Origin of the sequence: Pedobacter psychrotolerans, from assembly GCF_004340665.1 — a bacterium.
GTDB classification, from domain to species: Bacteria; Bacteroidota; Bacteroidia; order Sphingobacteriales; family Sphingobacteriaceae; genus Pedobacter; species Pedobacter psychrotolerans.
This window is the reverse complement of the sequence record NZ_SLWO01000003.1, coordinates 559,193-579,682: the sequence shown is the minus strand read 5'-3', so window position 1 is coordinate 579,682 and position 20,490 is coordinate 559,193. Positions and strand designations below refer to the sequence as shown.

General features: G+C 35.6%; 19 protein-coding genes. 15 read left to right on the top strand and 4 right to left on the bottom strand.

What is annotated here, in order from left to right:
• Positions 1 to 32: 32 nt before the first annotated feature.
• The gene (gene uvrB, locus EV200_RS09860) at positions 33 to 2,075 is read right to left on the bottom strand and encodes an excinuclease ABC subunit UvrB (protein ID WP_132531783.1); all 2,043 of its coding nucleotides are present in this window, start codon (positions 2,073 to 2,075) and stop codon (positions 33 to 35) included.
• 215 nt (positions 2,076 to 2,290) lie between these two features.
• On the opposite strand from uvrB, the gene EV200_RS09855 reads away from it, so the two are divergent.
• Positions 2,291 to 3,454, top strand: coding sequence for an ATP-binding protein (locus EV200_RS09855; protein ID WP_132531780.1), 1,164 nt, complete (start codon positions 2,291 to 2,293; stop codon positions 3,452 to 3,454).
• A 93-nt stretch (positions 3,455 to 3,547) separates the two neighbouring features.
• Here the strand turns inward: EV200_RS09855 and EV200_RS09850 are convergent, their stop codons facing one another.
• Both EV200_RS09850 and EV200_RS09845 read right to left on the bottom strand, forming a co-directional pair.
• Positions 3,548 to 5,923, bottom strand: coding sequence for a M1 family metallopeptidase (locus EV200_RS09850; RefSeq protein ID WP_132531777.1), 2,376 nt, complete (start codon positions 5,921 to 5,923; stop codon positions 3,548 to 3,550).
• An 8-nt stretch (positions 5,924 to 5,931) separates the two neighbouring features.
• Positions 5,932 to 6,516 carry a HupE/UreJ family protein gene (locus EV200_RS09845; RefSeq protein ID WP_132531774.1) on the bottom strand — a complete coding sequence of 195 codons (585 nt, stop codon included), beginning with the start codon at positions 6,514 to 6,516 and terminating at the stop codon, positions 5,932 to 5,934.
• Positions 6,517 to 6,720: 204 nt separating this feature from the next.
• Between EV200_RS09845 and EV200_RS09840 the strand changes: the two genes are divergently transcribed.
• The 12 genes from EV200_RS09840 to EV200_RS09785 all read left to right on the top strand — a co-directional run bounded on the left by EV200_RS09840 (position 6,721) and on the right by EV200_RS09785 (position 16,758).
• Positions 6,721 to 7,227 (top strand): DUF6702 family protein, encoded by a 507-nt coding sequence (locus EV200_RS09840; RefSeq protein WP_132531771.1) that lies wholly within the window; start codon positions 6,721 to 6,723, stop codon positions 7,225 to 7,227.
• Between the two features lie 235 nt (positions 7,228 to 7,462).
• Entirely contained in the window at positions 7,463 to 8,107 is a 645-nt protein-coding gene (gene upp, locus EV200_RS09835; protein WP_132531768.1) for a uracil phosphoribosyltransferase, read from the top strand.
• 39 nt (positions 8,108 to 8,146) lie between these two features.
• Positions 8,147 to 8,464 carry a low molecular weight protein tyrosine phosphatase family protein gene (locus tag EV200_RS09830; RefSeq protein WP_132531765.1) on the top strand — a complete coding sequence of 106 codons (318 nt, stop codon included), beginning with the start codon at positions 8,147 to 8,149 and terminating at the stop codon, positions 8,462 to 8,464.
• A 33-nt stretch (positions 8,465 to 8,497) separates the two neighbouring features.
• A complete protein-coding gene (locus tag EV200_RS09825; protein ID WP_132531762.1) occupies positions 8,498 to 9,196 on the top strand; it encodes a YjjG family noncanonical pyrimidine nucleotidase in 699 nt (232 codons plus the stop codon).
• 23 nt (positions 9,197 to 9,219) lie between these two features.
• Positions 9,220 to 9,738, top strand: coding sequence for a DinB family protein (locus EV200_RS09820; protein ID WP_132531759.1), 519 nt, complete (start codon positions 9,220 to 9,222; stop codon positions 9,736 to 9,738).
• A 39-nt stretch (positions 9,739 to 9,777) separates the two neighbouring features.
• Positions 9,778 to 10,455, top strand: a complete 678-nt coding sequence (locus EV200_RS09815; protein WP_132531756.1) for a hypothetical protein — start codon at positions 9,778 to 9,780, stop codon at positions 10,453 to 10,455.
• Between the two features lie 29 nt (positions 10,456 to 10,484).
• Entirely contained in the window at positions 10,485 to 11,813 is a 1,329-nt protein-coding gene (locus tag EV200_RS09810; protein WP_132531753.1) for a flippase, read from the top strand.
• A complete protein-coding gene (locus EV200_RS09805) occupies positions 11,810 to 12,457 on the top strand; it encodes an O-methyltransferase (RefSeq protein ID WP_132531750.1) in 648 nt (215 codons plus the stop codon). The genes EV200_RS09810 and EV200_RS09805 overlap by 4 nt, the downstream gene beginning before the upstream one ends.
• Positions 12,458 to 12,468: 11 nt before the next feature.
• Complete coding sequence (locus tag EV200_RS09800) at positions 12,469 to 13,230, top strand: class I SAM-dependent methyltransferase (RefSeq protein WP_132531747.1); 762 nt, start codon at positions 12,469 to 12,471, stop codon at positions 13,228 to 13,230.
• Positions 13,231 to 13,849: 619 nt separating this feature from the next.
• Positions 13,850 to 14,260 (top strand): GxxExxY protein, encoded by a 411-nt coding sequence (locus tag EV200_RS09795; RefSeq protein ID WP_132531744.1) that lies wholly within the window; start codon positions 13,850 to 13,852, stop codon positions 14,258 to 14,260.
• A gap of 89 nt (positions 14,261 to 14,349) precedes the next feature.
• Positions 14,350 to 15,264: a glycosyltransferase family protein gene (locus EV200_RS09790; protein WP_132531741.1), complete on the top strand. Its 915-nt coding sequence runs from the start codon at positions 14,350 to 14,352 to the stop codon at positions 15,262 to 15,264.
• A 42-nt stretch (positions 15,265 to 15,306) separates the two neighbouring features.
• Entirely contained in the window at positions 15,307 to 16,758 is a 1,452-nt protein-coding gene (locus tag EV200_RS09785) for an alpha-L-fucosidase (protein WP_132531738.1), read from the top strand.
• Here the strand turns inward: EV200_RS09785 and EV200_RS09780 are convergent.
• Entirely contained in the window at positions 16,753 to 17,505 is a 753-nt protein-coding gene (locus EV200_RS09780) for a class I SAM-dependent methyltransferase (protein WP_132531735.1), read from the bottom strand. The genes EV200_RS09785 and EV200_RS09780 overlap by 6 nt on opposite strands.
• 396 nt (positions 17,506 to 17,901) lie before the next feature.
• On the opposite strand from EV200_RS09780, the gene EV200_RS09775 reads away from it, so the two are divergent.
• Together EV200_RS09775 and EV200_RS09770 are read left to right on the top strand one after the other, a co-directional pair.
• The gene (locus tag EV200_RS09775; RefSeq protein ID WP_229676819.1) at positions 17,902 to 19,173 is read left to right on the top strand and encodes a glycosyltransferase family 4 protein; all 1,272 of its coding nucleotides are present in this window, start codon (positions 17,902 to 17,904) and stop codon (positions 19,171 to 19,173) included.
• A 134-nt stretch (positions 19,174 to 19,307) separates the two neighbouring features.
• Positions 19,308 to 20,054: a glycosyltransferase family 2 protein gene (locus tag EV200_RS09770; RefSeq protein ID WP_132531729.1), complete on the top strand. Its 747-nt coding sequence runs from the start codon at positions 19,308 to 19,310 to the stop codon at positions 20,052 to 20,054.
• The last annotated feature ends 436 nt before the right edge of the window (positions 20,055 to 20,490 follow it).

The following is a 20,490-nucleotide window of genomic DNA, read 5'->3' as shown; positions in this document are numbered from 1 at the left end:
TGGCAGGAATTGGAAATTTATCTTAAACTATTTTATTTCCCAAACTTCTCTGCAAACATTTTTTCCAGCGCAAACATTTCATCACGAAGTTTTGCTGCCTGTAAAAAGTCCATATCTTTTGCTGCTTTCTGCATATCCTTTTTAGTGTTATCTATCGCCTTCTGTAATTCACTTTTGCCCATGTATTGCACAATAGGATCAGCAGCAATGCTGATTTCAGCATTTTCTACATAAGCCCTGGCTTTATTATCACTTGCTTTTTGTGAGAAATCTAAAACAGATGTTTGTTCCAGAATAGCTTCACGAGATTTTCCTACTGTTCTTGGCGTAATCCCATGCTTAAGGTTATAGGCGATTTGGATATCCCGACGGCGATTGGTTTCGGAGATTGTTTTTTCCATACTATCGGTTATTCCATCCGCATACATAATTACTCTCCCCCGATCATTACGTGCGGCACGGCCAATGGTTTGAATTAAAGATTTTTCTGAACGAAGGAAACCTTCTTTATCAGCATCCAGAATCGCAACTAAAGTAACCTCAGGCAAATCCAGTCCTTCACGCAGCAAGTTAATTCCAACCAGTACATCAAACTCTCCTAAACGCAAACCACGAAGAATCTCGACACGTTCTAATGTTTTAATTTCAGAGTGGATATATCTCGTTTTAATATTCAGTCGATCTAGGTATTTCGTTAGCTCTTCTGCCATTCTTTTAGTTAAAGTGGTCACTAAAATACGTCCGCCATCTTTAATGGTGATGTCGATTTCATCTAAAAGATCATCTACCTGATTAATGGCTGGCCTGATCTCAATTACCGGATCCAATAAGCCGGTTGGGCGAATCACCTGTTCTACTACCACGCCCTCTGATTTTTCGAGTTCATACTCTGCAGGTGTAGCACTTACATAAATGGTTTGCGGAGCCAAGGCTTCAAATTCATTAAAGTTGAGCGGGCGGTTATCCAGCGCAGCAGGTAAACGGAAACCATATTCTACTAAAGATAATTTTCGCGATCTATCACCACCGTACATCGCCCTGATTTGTGGTACCGTTACGTGGCTTTCGTCAATCACCATCAAATAATCATCCGGAAAATAGTCCAAAAGACAGAAAGGGCGCATCCCTGGTGTTCTTCCATCAAAAAAACGGGAGTAGTTTTCAATTCCGGAACAATAGCCCAACTCTTTCATCATTTCAATATCGAAGTTGGTCCGTTCTTCCAAACGTTTTGCTTCCAGTAAATGCCGATCTGCAATTAGCTGATTTTTTCTAATTTCCAGTTCTTCCTGTATGCCCCATATCGACTGATTGAACCGATCTTTGGGTGTAACAAAAAGATTTGCCGGATAAATGGCCATATCTTCAAGTTTTTCAATTGTTTTGCCAGAAACCGGATCAATGGCAGAAAGTTCCTCAATGTCATCACCAAAGAAAGAGATGCGGTAAGCGTGATCAAGATAGGCTGGATAAATATCAACCGTATCGCCTTTAACCCTAAAAGTACCTCGTTTAAATTCTGTAGTGGTTCTGGAATATAAAATCTCTACCAAACTATGTAAAAAAGCATTCCTTGAAATTCTTAAGCCTACGCCAAAACGAAAAACCATTCTGGAAAAATCTTCCGGGTTTCCCATACCGTAAATGCAGGAAATAGAGGAAACCACAATAACATCTCGTCTACCGCTCATTAAGGAGGAAGTAGTACGTAAACGCAGTTTTTCTATTTCTTCGTTAATGCTTAAATCTTTTTCTATGTAAGTATTGCTTGAGGCGATAAAGGCTTCGGGCTGATAATAATCATAGTATGAAACAAAATAGTTGACAGAGTTTTCTGGAAAGAAGTTCTTAAATTCTCCATAAAGCTGTGCTGCCAGGGTTTTGTTATGACTTAAAATAAGTGTTGGCTTTTGTGTTTGCTCAATTACGTTGGCTACGGTAAAGGTTTTTCCAGAGCCTGTAACACCTAATAAAGTTTGATAATGTTCGTTAGCATTTACACCATCAACCAGCTGCTTAATAGCGCTTGGCTGATCTCCTGTAGGCTGATATTCGGATGTGATCTTAAATTTCATGTGTAAATCAAATGTACGATTTTAGGGCTTAAGAGTTAAACAGGCAAAAGTCAGGAATGTTTCTTTTATGAAATGAGGAGAACCAATTGGATGTTAAAAATTATGTATTTTCAAAATACAAGTTATGTAAATTCAAAATGAAAGCTATGTAAATTCAAAATGAAAGTTATGTAAATTCAAAATAAGAAGTATATTTGTTTTTAAATCAACTTGAGATGTTTGTTAAGAGACAGATAACGCATATAATTAAAAAGCAACAATCTAAATTTCCTATCTTGGCTTTAACTGGCCCGAGGCAGTCGGGAAAGACAACTTTATTAAAAGAGTTGTTTAAAGATTACAGATATATTTCTCTTGAAAATCCGGATATACGTGCTTTTGCAACGGATGACCCCAATGGTTTTTTAAATGAATATAGTGAGAATGTAATTCTGGATGAAGTACAACGTGTGCCTTCACTATTTTCATATATCCAAACCAAAGTGGATGAAAGTAAAAAAATGGGACAATATATTCTTTCCGGCTCTCAAAATTTTCATCTATTAAATAGCATTACACAAACCCTGGCTGGAAGGGTAGCTTTGTTTAAATTACTTCCTTTAGATTTTGAGGAATTAAAAGCAGCAGAATTATTAGAAGATGACTACCCGCAAGCACTTTTTAAAGGCTTTTACCCCGCTATATTTGATCGGGATATAGATCCAAAAGTATTTTACACGAACTACATTCAAACCTATGTAGAAAAGGATGTAACAGAACTTTTAAATGTAAAAGATTTAAAGGCTTTTCGAACATTTTTAGGTTTATGCGCTGGCCGGGCAGGACAATTGCTAAATATTAGTGCTTTGGCTAATGATTGTAATATATCTCAACCAACGGCAAAAGCCTGGCTCTCAATACTGGAAAGCAGTTACCTGATTTTCCTTTTACAACCGTATCATCAGAATTTCAATAAGCGTTTAGTAAAAAGTCCTAAGTTATATTTTTACGACACTGGCCTGTTGTGTTATTTATTGGGAATCAGATCTGCTGATGAGATTATATTAAACAGACTTAAAGGAAGCTTATTTGAGAATTTAATATTGGCAGAATTACAGAAAAAAAACTATCATCAATACACACATCTTGACTATTATTTTTGGCAAGACAGTAATGGAAATGAAATTGATATTTTATTGAAAAACTATAACGGTTTTGACGTTTTTGAAATAAAAGCGACCGAAACTATTTCTATTAAACTCTTTAAGCAAATGGATCGATTCGCTGAACTGGCCGCACCGGAAGATGTAAAGAAAACACTAATATACGGTGGAAAACAAAACCAAAAAAGAAGTAAATATCAGGTGCAATCCTGGAAAGATATTTCTTTACACAAATAAACAGTTCACAAAAAATCCTCGCTGAAATTATTCAACGAGGATTTTTTTTATGAGACATTAACAGTTAATTGTTAAATTGAAATTGGACAATATTTACTTCCCCGCAGCAACTTTCATTGGGTTTAAACCAACTGACTGCCCCCTCACTGTACCACCAGCTTTAGCTTTAAATGTTTTAAACTTGCTTTCTTTAACCTTCCCACCCCAAGTATTATTTGTGGTATCAATATCAGCAGTTTCTCTTAAAGGATCGATCAAGATGGATTCAACTTCTTTATCTTTCACATAAAATTTAGACGTTTTCAACTCATTATGCCTCCAGATTTGCGCAGGAATCCGATCTATTTCTTTAGTTCCGTCCTTATAGGTGAATTCTACAATAACCGGCATTACCAAACCTCCTCTGTTGCTAAAGCTCAATTCGTACAAAAACTTATTTTTATACTTATCCTGCTCTGACTCCGGTACGGTTTCTAAAGACATTCCTGTTTCTACTTTATTGGTTAGTGTGGTATCAATATTCACTAATCCTCTATCATACTTGTAATAAAAATCTTGTGCTGCAACATTTTTATCTACGTAGAAGTTCCCTTTTTTCTCTTCTCTGTTTCTAATTTTTGAAATATCTTCAAAAGCATTTACAGCAGGTTTATCAATTTTCAGCATCCGCGATCTTGCTGCAGGTACTTCCTTCGGAAAATCAGCTTTAGCAAATTTCACACTATCCAGCGCAATATCGCAAGGATCAGTTCCATAAAACCAGCCTCTCCAAAACCAATCTAAATCCTCGCCACTTGCATCTTCCATCGTGCGAAATAAATCGGCAGGTTCCGGATGTTTGAAAGCCCACCTTCTGGAGTATTCTTTAAAAGCATAATCGAATAATTCTCTGCCCATAATGGTTTCCCTCAAAATATTTAAGCCTGTTGCTGGCTTAGAATAAGCATTCGGGCCGAAACGAGCAATGTTTTCTGAATTGGTCATAATTGGCTCTAATTCATCTTTAGGCAATTTCATGTAATCAACAATGGTATATGCCGGCCCTTTTTTGCTTGGAAATTTATTGTCCCAAAGCTCTTCTGTTAAATATTCAACAAAAGAATTTAAGCCTTCATCCATCCAGGTCCACTGACGCTCATCGCTATTTACAATCATTGGAAAAAAGTTGTGCCCAACCTCATGGATAATTACGCCTAACATGCCATTTTTTGTGCTTTCACTATAGGTTCCATCCGCATCTGTACGTCCGTAGTTGAAGCAAATCATTGGATATTCCATTCCGTTCGCAGCCTCAATACTTTGTGCAACTGGATATGGATACGGAATAGTAAAATCAGAATAGGTTTTAATGGTATGAGCTACCGCTCTTGTAGAAAACTTGCTATATAAATTATAAGCTTCTTTGCCATAAAAACTCATGCACATCACTGTGTTATTATTGGCTTGAATTTTTTGCGGCATAGCATCCCAGATAAACTTACGTGATGAAGTCCAGGCAAAATCACGCACATTATTGGCATTAAATACCCAAGTTTTTTTAGTTGTTGATTTTTTAGTTTCAGCCGTTTTAGCCTCTGCTAACGTTTGGATTTCTACCGGAGCGGTAGCCGTTTTGGCTGTATTATATCTGCTTAACTGCGTTGGTGATAAAACGGCACTGTAATTAATACATTCACCCGTTGAACCCACCAAATGATCGGCAGGAACCGTCATTTGTACTTTAAAATCTCCAAATGTTAAGGCAAATTCTCCTCTACCTGTAAACTGGTGATTCTGCCATCCCTGGAAATCGCTATACACACACAAACGTGGGTACCATTGTGTCATGGTAAATAGATAGTTTCCATCAGCCGGAAAATATTCATAACCTCCACGACCGCCAACACTCATTCTATCTGTTATTTTATAATTCCAGTTGATATTGAAGATAAACTTTTGTCCCGTTTTTAAAGCTACTGGCAAATCTACCCGCATCATGGTTTTATTTACCGTGTATTTTAAATCTTTACCAACTGCATCAGTTAGTTTGGTAATATTAATTCCATCACCATTATCTCCTTTAGCACTTAACTGATCTAAATTTTTTGTTGTCCCCACTGCAGGCATTTTAGTGTCATCCTGATAATTGGCACTTTTAGTTGTGCTGTGCTCATTTTCATCCAATTGCAACCAAATATAGGTCAGAGGATCTGGAGAATTGTTTGTATAAGTGATGGTTTCAGCACCTGTTAGAAGTAGATTTTTCTCATCAAGCTCGCACTTAATGTTATAATCAGCACGTTGCTGCCAATATTTTACACCAGGCGCACCACTTGCCGTTCGCTGCTCATTTGGTGTTGGTAAAATGGTACCCAATTGCTCAAACTTATTTCCATGGTTGCTACCTGGATTATTCTGAATGTTTTGAGCCATGGCTAAGCTTCCAGAAAAAAGCAGCAGGCCAGATAATGTTAATAGTTTATTTATCATTCTTTTAGTTAAAAGGGGATTCTCTCTAAAGCCATTTTTAAAGCCAGGCTGAACACGGCTGCTGATATAAATAGAACCCAGCTGATTCTTTTTATTTTGGTGTAATTGAAAATAATAAAAGTAACGATCAAAATGATTAAAACCATAAAAACCTGCCCAGCCTCTAACCCTACATTAAAGCCAAACAAACCCCAACCAATATTTTGATCTTTTGCCAGCATCATCCTGATGGAATTTGCAAAACCCATTCCATGTACAAGGCCAAAACCCAGGGCCAGGAAATAGTTTATTCTTACAGATTCCATGTTAAAATTCTTTCTGAATAAATTACTTAGCGCAGTGATCACAATGGTACAGGGAATTAAAAACTCTACCCATTTGCTTTCAAACCTGATGATATCTAAAACACTTAATAATAGGGTGGCTGAATGACCGATGGTAAATGCAGTAACCAGAATTAAAACTTGTTTAATATTTGTGTAACTGTAAATGGCTACTAGGGCTAAAATAAAAAGCTGATGATCCAAAGCATCAAGGCTTATAATGTGTTCCCACCCTAACTTAAAGTAAAAAATAAAATCCTGTAAAGGCATGAATAAATTAGTTAACTATGAAAGCGAGGGCATTTCAAGATATAAAATTATCTATTTTACCGGATAAAATTTAATGTAGATTAAAAAAGAGCAACAAAACACCAAATTTGTTACGAGTTTTGGAGTTTAATCATCAATCAAGACCCTAATCACCTTATGATAAGCACATTTATCGTAACTTTGCTTTCGTAATCCCATAGTTTTATGTTTAAACTTAAATACCTTCTACCATTATTACTTTTTATTTATATCAACCTGGGAGCAGGTTTGAAACACCCACTTCACGTAAGTACTACAGAAGTAAGTTTTAATGCAAAAGAAAAATCATTGGAAGTTAGCTGCAGGATATTTACTGATGATTTCGAATCAATTTTGGTTAAATTATATAAGCAAAAAACAGATTTATCTGAACCTGCAATGAAGGCTAAAATGGATGAGATTGTGAAAAAATACTTGATGAGTCACCTTCAAATCAAAGTGAACGGCAAACCAACGGTTTTGAAATATATTGGTTTTGAAATCGATCATGAGGCAACAAACATTTATCTGGAAGTTGATAAAGCTTCCTCTTTTAAAGCCGCAGAAGTGACCAGCACCATATTATATGATCAGTTTGACGATCAAATGAGCATCGTTCATCTCGTAAATGGGAAAGTACGTAAAAGCAGTAAAATTCTTTTCCCAGACAAGACATTCGCAACAAACTTTTAAAGGTGTTTTTTGTCTTAATATTAAATTGATATTTAATATCTCGCTAACCTGAAGTTTATCTCTGCAAGAACACTATTAAATCTGATTATATATCATCAATTTTTTAAATAAATATGTGTTTAATCGTTTTTTAAACATATGTTGGAATACGCAGGAAACCAATTTCCAATTAATTTCATAGGAAAGTGGTAGATTTAACCATCAATTAAAAGCAGCCTAAAACAGATAGAACCTTATGATTTTTAATCTCAGCAAAACCAAATCAATAGCCAATACCTTTATTGCAGAACTTAGGGATGAAAATATTCAGAAAGATTCGATGCGTTTTCGGAAAAACCTGGAACGTATAGGAGGATTTTTCGCATATGAGATTAGTAAATCGCTCACCTATATCAGCAAAGAAGTAACTACACCCCTTGGTATTTCTAACTGCGAAGTATTGACACAGCAGCCTGTATTGGCAACTATTTTAAGAGCCGGGCTACCTTTACAGCAAGGCTTGTTAAACATTTTTGATCAGGCAGAATGTTGTTTTATTTCTGCTTTCAGGAAAGTTAAGAAAAGTGGAGATTTTGTAATTCAAATGGACTACATTTCAACGCCAGATCTTGACGGAAGGGTTTTAATTGTGGCCGACCCAATGTTAGCAACGGGACAAAGTATGGTGATGTGTTGTAAGGAATTGATGAGCCGATACGAAATTTCCGAATTACATATTGTTGCTGCCATTGCCAGTGCAGAAGGCGTAACGCATGTTCGCGCCAATCTTCCAAAAGCAAAACTTTGGCTGGGGGCAATTGATGAAGAAATGACGAGCAAATCTTATATCGTACCTGGCCTGGGCGATGCAGGAGACCTTGCTTATGGGGAAAAGGTTTAGTTTTTGTAGGGAATTGTTCCCATCATTATCAAACTATAATTGAATATCTTATTTATTTGCAGTCGAAATAAATGGCGAAGCTTAACTGCAGAAACCATTTTCAAAAATAATCCTGATCATCAGGTAAAATCTGCTGGAACTGAACCTTCAGCCAGAATTAAAATCAACGCAAAAATGATTATTTGGGCAGATCTGATTTTTGTGATGGAAAAAAGGCATCGACAAAGGATTAGCGAACGTTTTCCAGCAGAAGTTGATGGAAAAGAAATAATCACTTTAGGGATCCCAGATGATTATCAATACATGGATGAAGATTTAATTGAAGAACTGAATACTAAAGTTTCTGAATACTTATAAACCAGCTGATAAGTCCTACCTTTATCGATAATTATGCTTCATAACAAAAAACATATCTTTTTCGACCTAGATCACACCATTTGGGATTTTGATCGCAATGCAGAAGAAACACTTAGTGAACTTTACAATACCTACAATTTAAAGGGTTTAGGTCTAAGTTCCTGTGCTGATTTTATCCTTACCTATACCGAAAACAACCATAAACTTTGGGCAGATTATCATTTGGGAAAAATCACTAAAGATTTTCTAAGGGCCGAGCGTTTTAATAAAACTTTTATCCAGTTGGGAATCAGCCCAGATGTGGTGCCTCATCAATTTGAAGAAGATTATGTTAATATTTCACCTACAAAAACCAATTTATTTGATGGTGCAGCAGACGTTTTAACTTACCTAAAAGAGAAGTATACGCTACATATCATATCGAACGGCTTTAAAGAAACGACGCTGACCAAGATGGAGCTTTCCAACTTGAATCCTTACTTCGAAAATGTTATTATTTCTGAAGATGTTGGCGTAAACAAACCAAATCCACGCATTTTCGAATATGCTTTGGAAAGGGCTACAGCTCAAAAAGAGGAAAGTATTATGATTGGCGACAGTATAGAAGCTGATATTTATGGTGCCTTAAATTTTGGCATGGAAGCCATCTTTTTTAATCCTTTATCGAAGGAAAAGCCTGAAGATGTAAAGAAAGAAATTAAGCATCTAAAAGATCTAATCAATCTATTTTAGGCCTATTATACGTATATTGAGATATGAATACAGCAAAAGTCAGGGTTTCTTTAAAGCATATTATTGGCTCCTATAAATCTAAATTATCTTTTTATGCTGATGATATTTTTCAGCTTACCCCACCTATAGGCGGCTGGAGTTATAGTGAAGTATATGCTCATATTTTTGATGCCAGTCTGCTTTCTTTAATTTCTTTAGATGATAGCATCACTGGAAAAGGAGAAAAGGAACCTACACATTTTATAGTAAAATTAATTCTGCTTCTAGGCTCACTTCCGCCAGCAAAAAAATATAAAGTACCTAAAAGATTGGCAGGTAGGGTAAAGAAAATTAATAAACCTGAGGCTTTGGATTTTATTATTGAATTTGAGACTGCCTTGGAAAAATATTATCCCAAAATAGCCACTGCAGATTTACAGCTAAAAACCAAACATCCACGTTTGGGCTACTTAAATGCCAAACAATGGCTGAGGTTTATAGAAATACACCTTAAACATCACCTCAAACAACTTGAACGAATTGAAAAGAGTTTTAAAGGTTAGGATATTTTAGCATATTTGATAAACCATAAACCGCTCACAATGAAGAACTTTGTTTATCTATCAGTGATTATTGTTTTTTGCTCATGCAGCAATAAGAAAAAAGAAAGTAATCAAACCATTGTTCAAACACCTAGTGGCCTGGAAGGCCTTCAAAAAAATGTTTCTTCGCCTGTGGTGCAGTCTGCCAAAACTAATTTAATCTACAATCCAGCTCATGGCAAACCTGGCCATACCTGTGCCCTTGCCGTAGGTGCACCTCTTCAACAATCTGCAGCAACCCAACCTCAAAAAAACATCACCAACGCATCATCTGTAACTACACCTATATCTGTAAATACATCTGGTAAGAAATTAAATCCCAAACATGGTGAACCAGGTCACCGATGCGATATTGCAGTTGGCGCACCATTAGACTCTAAACCTGCAGCAATTGCAAAAACGGCAAGTACTCCTTCAGCAATAAGCCAGGCAGCCTCTGTAAAAGTAGCCAAAGGCATGAATCCTCCACATGGGCAACCCAACCACAGATGTGATATTGCAGTTGGTGCACCTTTAAATTCAAAAATAGTTCAACTTCCGAAAAATGTAAAAACTCCTGATGTTCAACCAATTGAAAGCAAAATCATGGAAGCTGGCCAGAGTGAAGCCAAACTTAATCCAAAACATGGCGATCCCGGCCACAGATGTGATATCGCAGTTGGTGCACCACTTACTTAGTTAACACTTTTTTTTACATCTTTGCGCTAATGAAATTACCTAGCATAAAAGGTTTTGATGAAGAGGCGTTTAACAAGTATCTGAAAAATACGGGTTGGTTAATGTTAGCCCGAGTTGGAAGTTTAGTTATTAAAATTCTGGTCGGCTTTGCCATTACTAATTATCTTGGAAAAGAATTAAACGGAATATTAAATTATCCAACGGCTTTCACCACTTTTTTTATTGCGGCAGCAGCATTAGGTCTGGATGGTTTTACTACCCGCGAGCTGCTACGAACACCCGAAAACAGAGATCGTTTACTTGGCACCTCATTCTGTCTTAAGCTCATTGGTGGTATTGCAATTATTCCACTTATTTATTTTGCATATGAGTTATGGAGTGCACAGAAGCCTATTGAAACGCCACTATCTTTTATTTTAATTGTTGGTTTAACTGGAATTACACAGGCATTCTATATCACTGATAGTTACTTCCAATCAAAAGTTCAGGCAAAATATGTAATGCGGGTTCAGGTTTTTGGAAACATATTTTCTGCATTAATTAAATTAGTATTTATCTTTCTTAAGTTAAGTATAGAATGGTTTGTTTTAGGGCTTTTATTAGATACAATTATTCTTGCTTTCGGATATATCTACTTTTATAAAATAAAGGTGGGAAGTATTTTTAAATGGGTTTTTGATTCATCTTTAGCTAAATATTTACTTAAACACTCTTGGCCTTTAGCCTTATCTGCTGTTCTTGTTTCTATTTATATGAAAATAGATCAGCTAATGGTAGAAAATTATCTCGGTACAGGATCATTGGGTATATACTCAACAGTTGTACAACTTAGTGAAAGCTGGTATTTTATTCCGGTAGCTATTGTTACATCCGTATTTCCAGCAATTATGAATGCCAAAAGAGATGATCCACAACGATATCAAAGACGTCTTCAAAACATGTATGACATTATGGTTTGGCTGAGTTTAAGTGTAGCGATATTTATGACATTTGCCTCTCCAATTATTTATCATTTAGTATATAAACCCGAGTTTTGGGATGGTGCTCATGTATTAACCGTTCATGTTTGGGCTGGCGTATTCGTTTTTCTAGGCAGTGCAAGCGGTCAGTATCTTATTGCAGAAGGTTATACTAAATTATCAATGATTCGAACTGGTATGGGTGCATTAATCAATATTGCATTAAATATCGTATGGATTCCTAAATACGGAATCATGGGTGCTGCACTAGCAACATTAGTAGCCTATTTTACAGCAACCTTTTTTATTATATTAATTCCTAAAACCCGCCATCAGGGTATAATGATGTTAAAATCATTATTTTTGATCACCGCATTTCAAAAAATATTTAAACGTTGAGCACTTTAAAAGCACTAGCAACACTAATTGCAAAGCCAAATAGGCTGAAAGCATTACTATCATACGGACATAAAGGTTACTTAAACAGCACTGGCTGGTTTACGGCCTTTGATCAGAAACAAGCCGTTGACGGCAGAGGCAAGGCCTTACCCTGGGTAACCTACTCATTCATCGATTTTATTAAGGAAAGAATAACGAAAACCCAACATATTTTTGAATATGGCTCTGGAAGCTCAACTATTTTTTACGCAGAAAGAGCTGGAAAAGTAACTTCTGTAGAGCATGACAAAGGTTGGTTTGATAAAGTGAAAGGCACCAGCCCTGCTAATGCTGAAATGATTTTCTGCGAATTGCATCGTGATGGAGAATATGCCAGAAAAGCAACGTTGCTGGATAATAAGTTTGACATCATTATTGTTGATGGACGTGACCGTGTGAATTGCTGTAAATATAGTTTGGAAGCATTATCACCTGATGGTGTCATTATCCTGGATGACAGCGAGCGCGAAGTCTACCAGCCAGCCCGTGTATTGCTGAAAGAAAATGGCTTTAAAGAAATTAGTTTTAGTGGAATTTCTCCCGGACTTTTTTATGAAAAAGCAACTTCAGTTTTTTACAAAGCAAGTAACTGTTTAAGTATCTAATATCATTATATATGTTAAGCGAGGAAGTTAAAACAGCTTACGACAATTTTTACACCAATAGTGATGTCGCCTGGCGCATGCTTGGTGCTAAATATAAGGCACAAAATATTGTGGATGTTTGTAAAAACATCAAGCCAAAAAAAGTACTCGAAGTGGGCGCTGGAGATGGAAGTATTCTGCATTTTCTAAATGAATGGAACTTCGCACCCGAGCTTTACGCTTTGGAGATTGCACAAAGTGGTGTCAATATTATTAAGAATCGAAAATTGGTTAATCTTAAAGAAGCACAAACTTTCGATGGCTATAAAATCCCTTATGCAGAGGATACTTTTGATCTGATTATCCTGGCTCACGTTTTAGAACATGTAGAGCATGAGAGGATACTATTGCGTGAGTTAAAACGGGTAGCCAAGTATATTGTGGTTGAAGTGCCAAAAGATTATCGCTTTGGCGTCGATATGAGAATGAAACACTTTCTGGATTACGGCCACATCAATATGTACACACCAACATCTCTTAGGTTTTTATTACAAAGTGAAGGGCTGGAAATCCTGGAAGATAAGGTTTCCATGACTGCACCTGAAACTGTTAAATTTAACGAATTCATCAATAGAAAAACACCAAAAACGTTTACAAAAAAACTGAAGATTGAACTGGAATACAGGATCAAAAAAACATTAGGCAATTTGTTTGGAAGGAAAAAGCAAGAACAATTTGCCAATGCATACACTGTTTTAACAAAAAAGTCAGATCTAAATTTGCATATATTTTAGAATTCAAATCTTATGTGGATTATTCCTTTTTTACCATATAAGGCATCGAAGAAATAATAATACCCGTAATCTGATTACAGCTAAATTTGTTCATACGCTTAACTTATATGAGCCTTATATTCCTTATATAGTCGATAATATAAGTGGAACATCACATTTTGCATTACCACAGAAGACATTGAAGGAAATATAAGAATACTTTGTTTTGATCCTAACTTAAGATTTTCTGGACACTTTCCTTACATGAACCTTATATTCTTTATATGGTAAATAACACAAAGTGGAGCATCGCATTTTGTTTACCACATAAGAAATTGAAGGAATATAAGAATAACTTTATTTTGATCCCAGCTTAAGATTTGTTTGGACACTTTCCTTACATGAACTTTATATTCCATATATGGTCAATAAAATAAAGCATCACATTTTTGCTATATAAGGCATTGAAGGAAATGTAAGAATATAAGCTGTTTGGGAAAACGACTAACCTGAATTATATTTTACATAAAGCATAAACTTATGTTTTCTAAAATCTCATCCAATAAGAAAATAATCTATATATTGAACTATAAATCATCTCTTTAAAAAGTACATCCCTTATTAATTTAATCAAAAAGGAATGTTGTTAACCAGAAACTATTTAAAGGATTTAGTCTACAAAGTAAATGGAGCAGCCATTGAAGTGCACAAAACATTAGGACCAGGCTTATTGGAATGTACTTATCATAAATGTATGATTCATGAACTGAAATTAAGAAATATAAATTTTAAATCAGAATTGGTTATTCCAATTGATTACAAAGGATTTGAGATAGATGCGCAATTAAAATGCGATCTGCTTATTGAAAATGTTTTAGTTGTTGAACTCAAATCTGTAGACCATGTAGCCCCCATTCATGTAGCACAACTTTTAACTTATATGAAACTATTATCATCCCCAATCGGACTGATGATAAACTTCAATTGTACACATATCTTTAGTGAAGGACAAAAAACATATGTAAATGAAACATATGAATCAATTTATTAATATATTTTTGCATCCAGCCGATGAGATATTTAAATCGGATAAAGGTTGCCGTTGAAATGATTGATATTGGTAACGAATAAAATCGAAACATGCAAAATCTCGCCCCAATAGCCCTTTTTGTTTACAATCGTCCACAGCATACCGAACGGACAATAAAGTTTTTGCAACAAAATGAACTTGCCATTGAGAGCAGATTATTCATCTTTTCAGACGGAGCAAAAAATGCTCTAGATGGAGAAAAAGTAGCAGAAGTACGGTCTATTATAAAAAAGATTGACGGCTTTAAATCGGTTAAGATTTTTGAAAAACAAGAAAACTCAGGCTTAGCCAACTCCGTTATTGCAGGCGTAACTAAATTAATTACCGATTACGGACAAGTTATCGTTTTTGAAGATGATTTAGTAACCTCTCCGCATACACTTACCTACTTCAATGAGGCCTTAAATCGTTACCGCAATGTAGAAAAGGTAATGCATATCGGGGCTTACATGTATCCTTTAAAAGCTAATGACCTTCCACAGTCCTTTTTTTTCAGGGCAGCAACCAGCTGGGGATGGGCCACTTGGGAGCATGCCTGGAAAAATTTTGAACCAGACATTGATACGCTTATCAGTAAGTTCGATCATCAAAAAAAAGCCGCTTTTTCTATTGATAACACAATGAACTTTTGGAAGCAAATGCAGGAGTTTAAAAAAGGCAAAAATAACAGTTGGGCCATTCGATGGTATGCTTCCATTTTTTTAAAGAATGGTTTAACATTAAACCCATCACAATCACTGGTTAATAATATCGGGCATGATGGTACCGGTGTACATTCAGGCATCAATGATATCTATAATGTGGTGATCAATCCTAAACCCATAACGGAATTTCCAGATCTTATTCAAGAAGATAAAAAAGCCTACCAAACCATTAAAAGTTTTTTAGCGAACAGAAAAGGAAATTTAATGATCAGGGTAAAACGATTTATGAAAGAGAAGTTAGCTCAATATTTTTCCCGTTAACAAAATATTTCTTTGTATTTTGGATGAATCAAACTATACATCATGAGGTTACTTTTATCCATACTTTTACTTGTCTCGTTAAATACTTTCGCTCAAAATCCACCAAAACCTTACGGCGCTTTACCATCACAAAGGCAACTGGCGTGGCATGATGTAGAAATTTATGGCATAATGCATTTTACGCCTACTACTTTTGAAAATAAGGAATGGGGCTATGGAGATGCCGATCCTAAAATTTTTAATCCAACAGATTTTAATGCAACGCAGATTATTAAAGCCGCAAAGGCCGGTGGATTAAAGGGTATTGTTTTAGTAGCAAAGCATCATGATGGCTTTGCACTTTGGCCTACACAAACAACAGATTACAACATTACTAAAAGTCCGTTTAGAAATGGCAAGGGAAATTTAGTTAAAGAAATAGAGCAGGCTGTGCGTAAAAACGGATTGAAATTTGGCGTTTACTGTTCACCTTGGGATAGGAATAATGCGCTATATGGAACCGACAAATATTTAGCTATTTATCAATCACAGCTGAAAGAATTGTACGCTAATTACGGAGAGATTTTTATGAGCTGGCATGACGGCGCAAACGGCGGCGATGGCTTTTATGGAGGCGCCCGAGAGAAAAGATCTATTGATAATACCACCTATTATGACTGGAAAAATACTTGGGGCATTACCAGAAAAATGCAACCTATGGCTAATATTTTCAGCGATATAGGTTTAGATGTTCGTTGGGTTGGAAATGAAGATGGTCATGCCGCAGAAACCAGTTGGGCAACTTTTACGCCAATGGCACCCGATGGAAAAAATGAAGCTGTTCCAGGACAAGCAAATTATCCACAAAGTCCGGAAGGAATTAGAAATGGTAAGTTCTGGATGCCTGCCGAATGTGATGTTCCCTTACGTCAGGGATGGTTTTATCATCCTAAAGAAAAGCCAAAAACACCAGAAATGCTATTCGATTTATATTTGAAAAGTGTCGGCCGTGGTGCAGGTTTAGATTTAGGCTTGGCGCCAGATCCCAGAGGCCAATTACATGATGACGATGTTGCTGCTCTAAAAGAATTTGGAGATATGGTTAGAAATACATTTGCTACTAATCTGGCTAAAAATGCAAGTATTAAAGCAAGCAATGTACGCGGAAAAAAATTCAACCAATCCCTTCTTATTGATGGAAATAAACAAAGTTATTGGGCTACAAGTGATAATATTCATACGGCAAGTTTAGCGTTGGACTTAAAAGCTAAACAAACTTTCGACATCATTAGTATGCAAGAATTTATTCCACTAGGACAAAGGATTGAAGCTTACAATATTGAAATTTTTGAAAACAACCGCTGGAAGAAAATTTTTGACGGCACCAGTATTGGCGCAAAGCGATTAATTAAACTCGATCAACCTGTTAGTACAAACAAAGTGAGAATCAATATTACGAAGTCTCCAGTCTGTATTACCTTAAGCGAAATAGGGTTATATAAGAAGGCTTTATAGTTCCTTTTTGGCTTGAAGAATAATATAGGGAGATAGACTTTTGCTCTCGAAAGGAATAATCTTAGTAAATATTTTACCCGTTAACCAAACTGCTTTTTTGAACAACCTTACCGTGGCTGGTTTCTGATTTTCATTTTCAAGCCATACACTAAAACGACCGAAATAACCTGATTCAACTTCTTTTAAGCCCGCTTTTTCACAAATCGATTTAAGTAACTGGGGGTTCATACTATTGATATTGTGTTTATCATAGTTTTCCTTATCGAAGTTTTTTTGGAACCAGCCATTCACGGCATTAAAGTTTGGCAAAGTAATAAACAGTGTTCCGCCAGGTTTAACAAAATTGATATGACGATTAATGATATCAGCCGTATCATTGAAATGCTCAATTAAACCGCAGCTTAAAACCAGATCATATTGTTTTTCGGGATGGTAACTAAATAAATCTGTTTCAATAACCTGAATATCCTTTTCTGCTAAACCATTTTTTTTCAACAGCTCATTAACTACAGGCGGATGAACGAAATAATCTAAAAGCGTAACTTCCAATTTCAAATATTTCTTTAAAAATACAGCATAATAACCTGGAAAGCCTCCCAGTTCAATGGCTGTTGACACTTTGTTTTCCTCAATAATTTCTGTCAATTGGCGATGAAATAAATAATTTTCAGGTAGCTGTACCGCAAGCCCTTTTTTACTTTCCCAATAATTTACCCAAAAAGCCCTGTCAGTTAATAAATTTGCCATATTTTAAATAATTCCACGCCAAAGAAACGGAAAAAGAACAGTAAAATCTATAGCTAGTATTGCCAAGTTGATTATTGCTTAATTGTTATCTAACATTTGTAGGCAATAAAACAATTCAGCAGTATAATATTAATCTATTCAAATCCCTCGATATTTCTATCGCAACTTTCCAGATATTGCTATTTTACCTGAATACTATTGTTCGCACATAAGGCGTTAAAGGATATGAATCAATGTAATTGATTTTGTATATATAACTGACAAGTCAGCAAAAAAACAATTGCACAAGCACGTTAAAAGAGTCATTATCTTTCAATTAAAGTGCAATAAAAATATAAAGATGAAATTGCTTACAGATTTTATATTCATAAACAATAAAATGTATTTTTGATCGATTTGAAAGTTCTACACCTAAATACCTACGATGGAAATGGCGGAGCAGGAAGAGCCTGTTTACGTCTGAGTGATGCACTACAAGCAAGCGGCATTGATTCGGAGGTTTTAGTCTATTACAAATTTGGCCAGAACCCGAAAATAAATACATTTTCTGTTTCTGCTATCCAAAAAGCCAAGGCAGTTTATAACATCATTTCTGAAAGATATTATGCAAAATGGTTAAGCAAATCGGTTAAAACACCCTTTAGCTTACAATGGTTTGGTCGGTCGATTAAAAATCATCCAAAGGTGAAAAGCGCTGATATTATTCACCTCCATTGGGTTAATCATGGTTTTCTTACACCCAAATTTCTAGCTGAACTGGATGAACTAGAGAAACCCATAGTATGGACTTTTCATGATAGCAATGCATTTACAGGTGGCTGCCATGTTCGATATGGATGCGAAAACTTTCACCAGCAATGTGGCAATTGTCCGATTTTGAAAATAAGCAACCAGAATGATCTGTCTCACAAAACCTGGTTGCGTAAACAAAACGCCTATAGGAAGTTGAATTTCCATATCGTAGCACCAAGCAATTGGATGGCTAAATCAGTAAAATTCAGCAGTTTATTAGCCACAAGAGAAATTGCCGTTATTCCAAATACGATAGAAACACATGTTTTTAAACCTTATCTCAAATCTGAAGCGAAGAAAATTTTAAAAATCAATCCGCAAAAATTTGTCCTGATGAGTGGTTTCATGCCTTCAAAAAATGATAAACACAAAGGCACGCCTTATTTAATAGAAGCCTTAGAGATTTTATCACGTCGCCCCGGCATCAAAAAAGAAAACTTTGAGCTGGTGATATTTGGGAATAAAGACAATGCAGAAATCCCGGAGTTCCCCTTTAAAACCACGTTTTTAGGCACGATCAATAATGATGATCATTTGGCTAAATGTTATTCGGCTGCCGATGCTTTTATCACCCCTTCGCTTGAAGATAATTTACCTAATACGGTAATGGAAAGTTTAGCCTGCGCCACCCCCGTAATTGCTTTTACCACAGGTGGGATCCCAGATATGGTAAAGCATATGCAAAATGGCTACCTGGCTGTTTATGAAGATGCTGAAGATTTAGCTAATGGAATGGAATGGTTATATCATCGCCCAAATAAAGAAGAGCTTCAAAAAGCAGCCAGACTTAGTATCCTGACTCATTTTTCGGAAGAGGTTATTGCTGCTGAACATATCCATTTGTATGAAACACTGATAGATTTACAACCGAAGTAAATTATGGAACTAGCCAATAACCACCACAATAACATGAAAGCATTAAAATTAGAGATTTTGCTCAGTGCTATCAGTTCATTGTAGATGCGAAATGTTTTACCCAATGCCCGAACCCTTAAAATCAATGGATCAGCATGCCTAAATTAACAGTAATAACCATTGTATATAATAACGTGCGGGATATTGAACGCACCATCAATTCTGTATTAAAGCAAACCTATAAAAACATTGAATACATTATAGTTGATGGAAAATCAACAGATGGTACATTAGCGGTTATAGCGAAATATAAAGAGCGGATTTCGAGAATTATATCAGAACCAGACAAAGGAATTTATGATGCCATGAACAAAGGCTTAGCCCTTGCAACTGGCGATTATATCTTATTTATGAATTCTGGTGATGAAATTTACGACGAGCAAACCGTAGAAGATGTTTTTGATTCATCTCCTGGTGCCGATATTTATTATGGTGAAACCGAAATGTTCAATGATAACTGGGAAAGTTTAGGACGCAGACGTCACGAAGCACCAGAAATTTTTAACTGGAAAAGTTTTCAATTCGGAATGAATATCAGTCATCAGGCCATTTATGTGCGAAGAAGCATCACTGAACCTTATGATTTGAAATATAAGTATAGTTCTGATATCGACTGGATCATTAAATCAGCAAAGAAGGCATCAAATATTGTTAATGTACACCGTTATGTGGCCAAATACCTTGTTGGTGGCATGAGCAAGAAAAAACATCGTGAAAGCCTGAAGGAACGATTTGAAATTTTTACAAAATATTATGGATTAATTCCAAACGTTTTAAATCATATTTTCATCGCAGGGAATTTAGCAATTTACTTTATAAAACACAGACGAACAAATGACTAATACTAGCCTTTTATTACGATATAGTAAATATTTAAATTAATTATTATTGATATTTTTTTAACAATAGGAGGGAATTAAAAAAATAGATTTCCTTACATTCTCTTCAATGTCTTACATGGTAAAAATGCAATGCTCCGCTTTTTGTAATTGACCAGGTAAGAAATATAAGGCTCATATAAGCTAAGTGTATGAACAAATTTTAAGATTCAATCAAAATATAGGTTTTACTTATATTCTCTTCAATGTCTTACATAGTAAAAATGCGATGCTCCGCTTTTTGTAATTGACCAGGTAAGAAATATAAGGCTCATATAAGCTAAGTGTATGAACAAATTTTAAGATTCAATCAAAATATAAGTTTTCCTTACATTCTCTTCAATGCCTTATATGGTAAAAATACAATGCTCCGCTTTTTGTAATTGACCAGGTAAGAAAT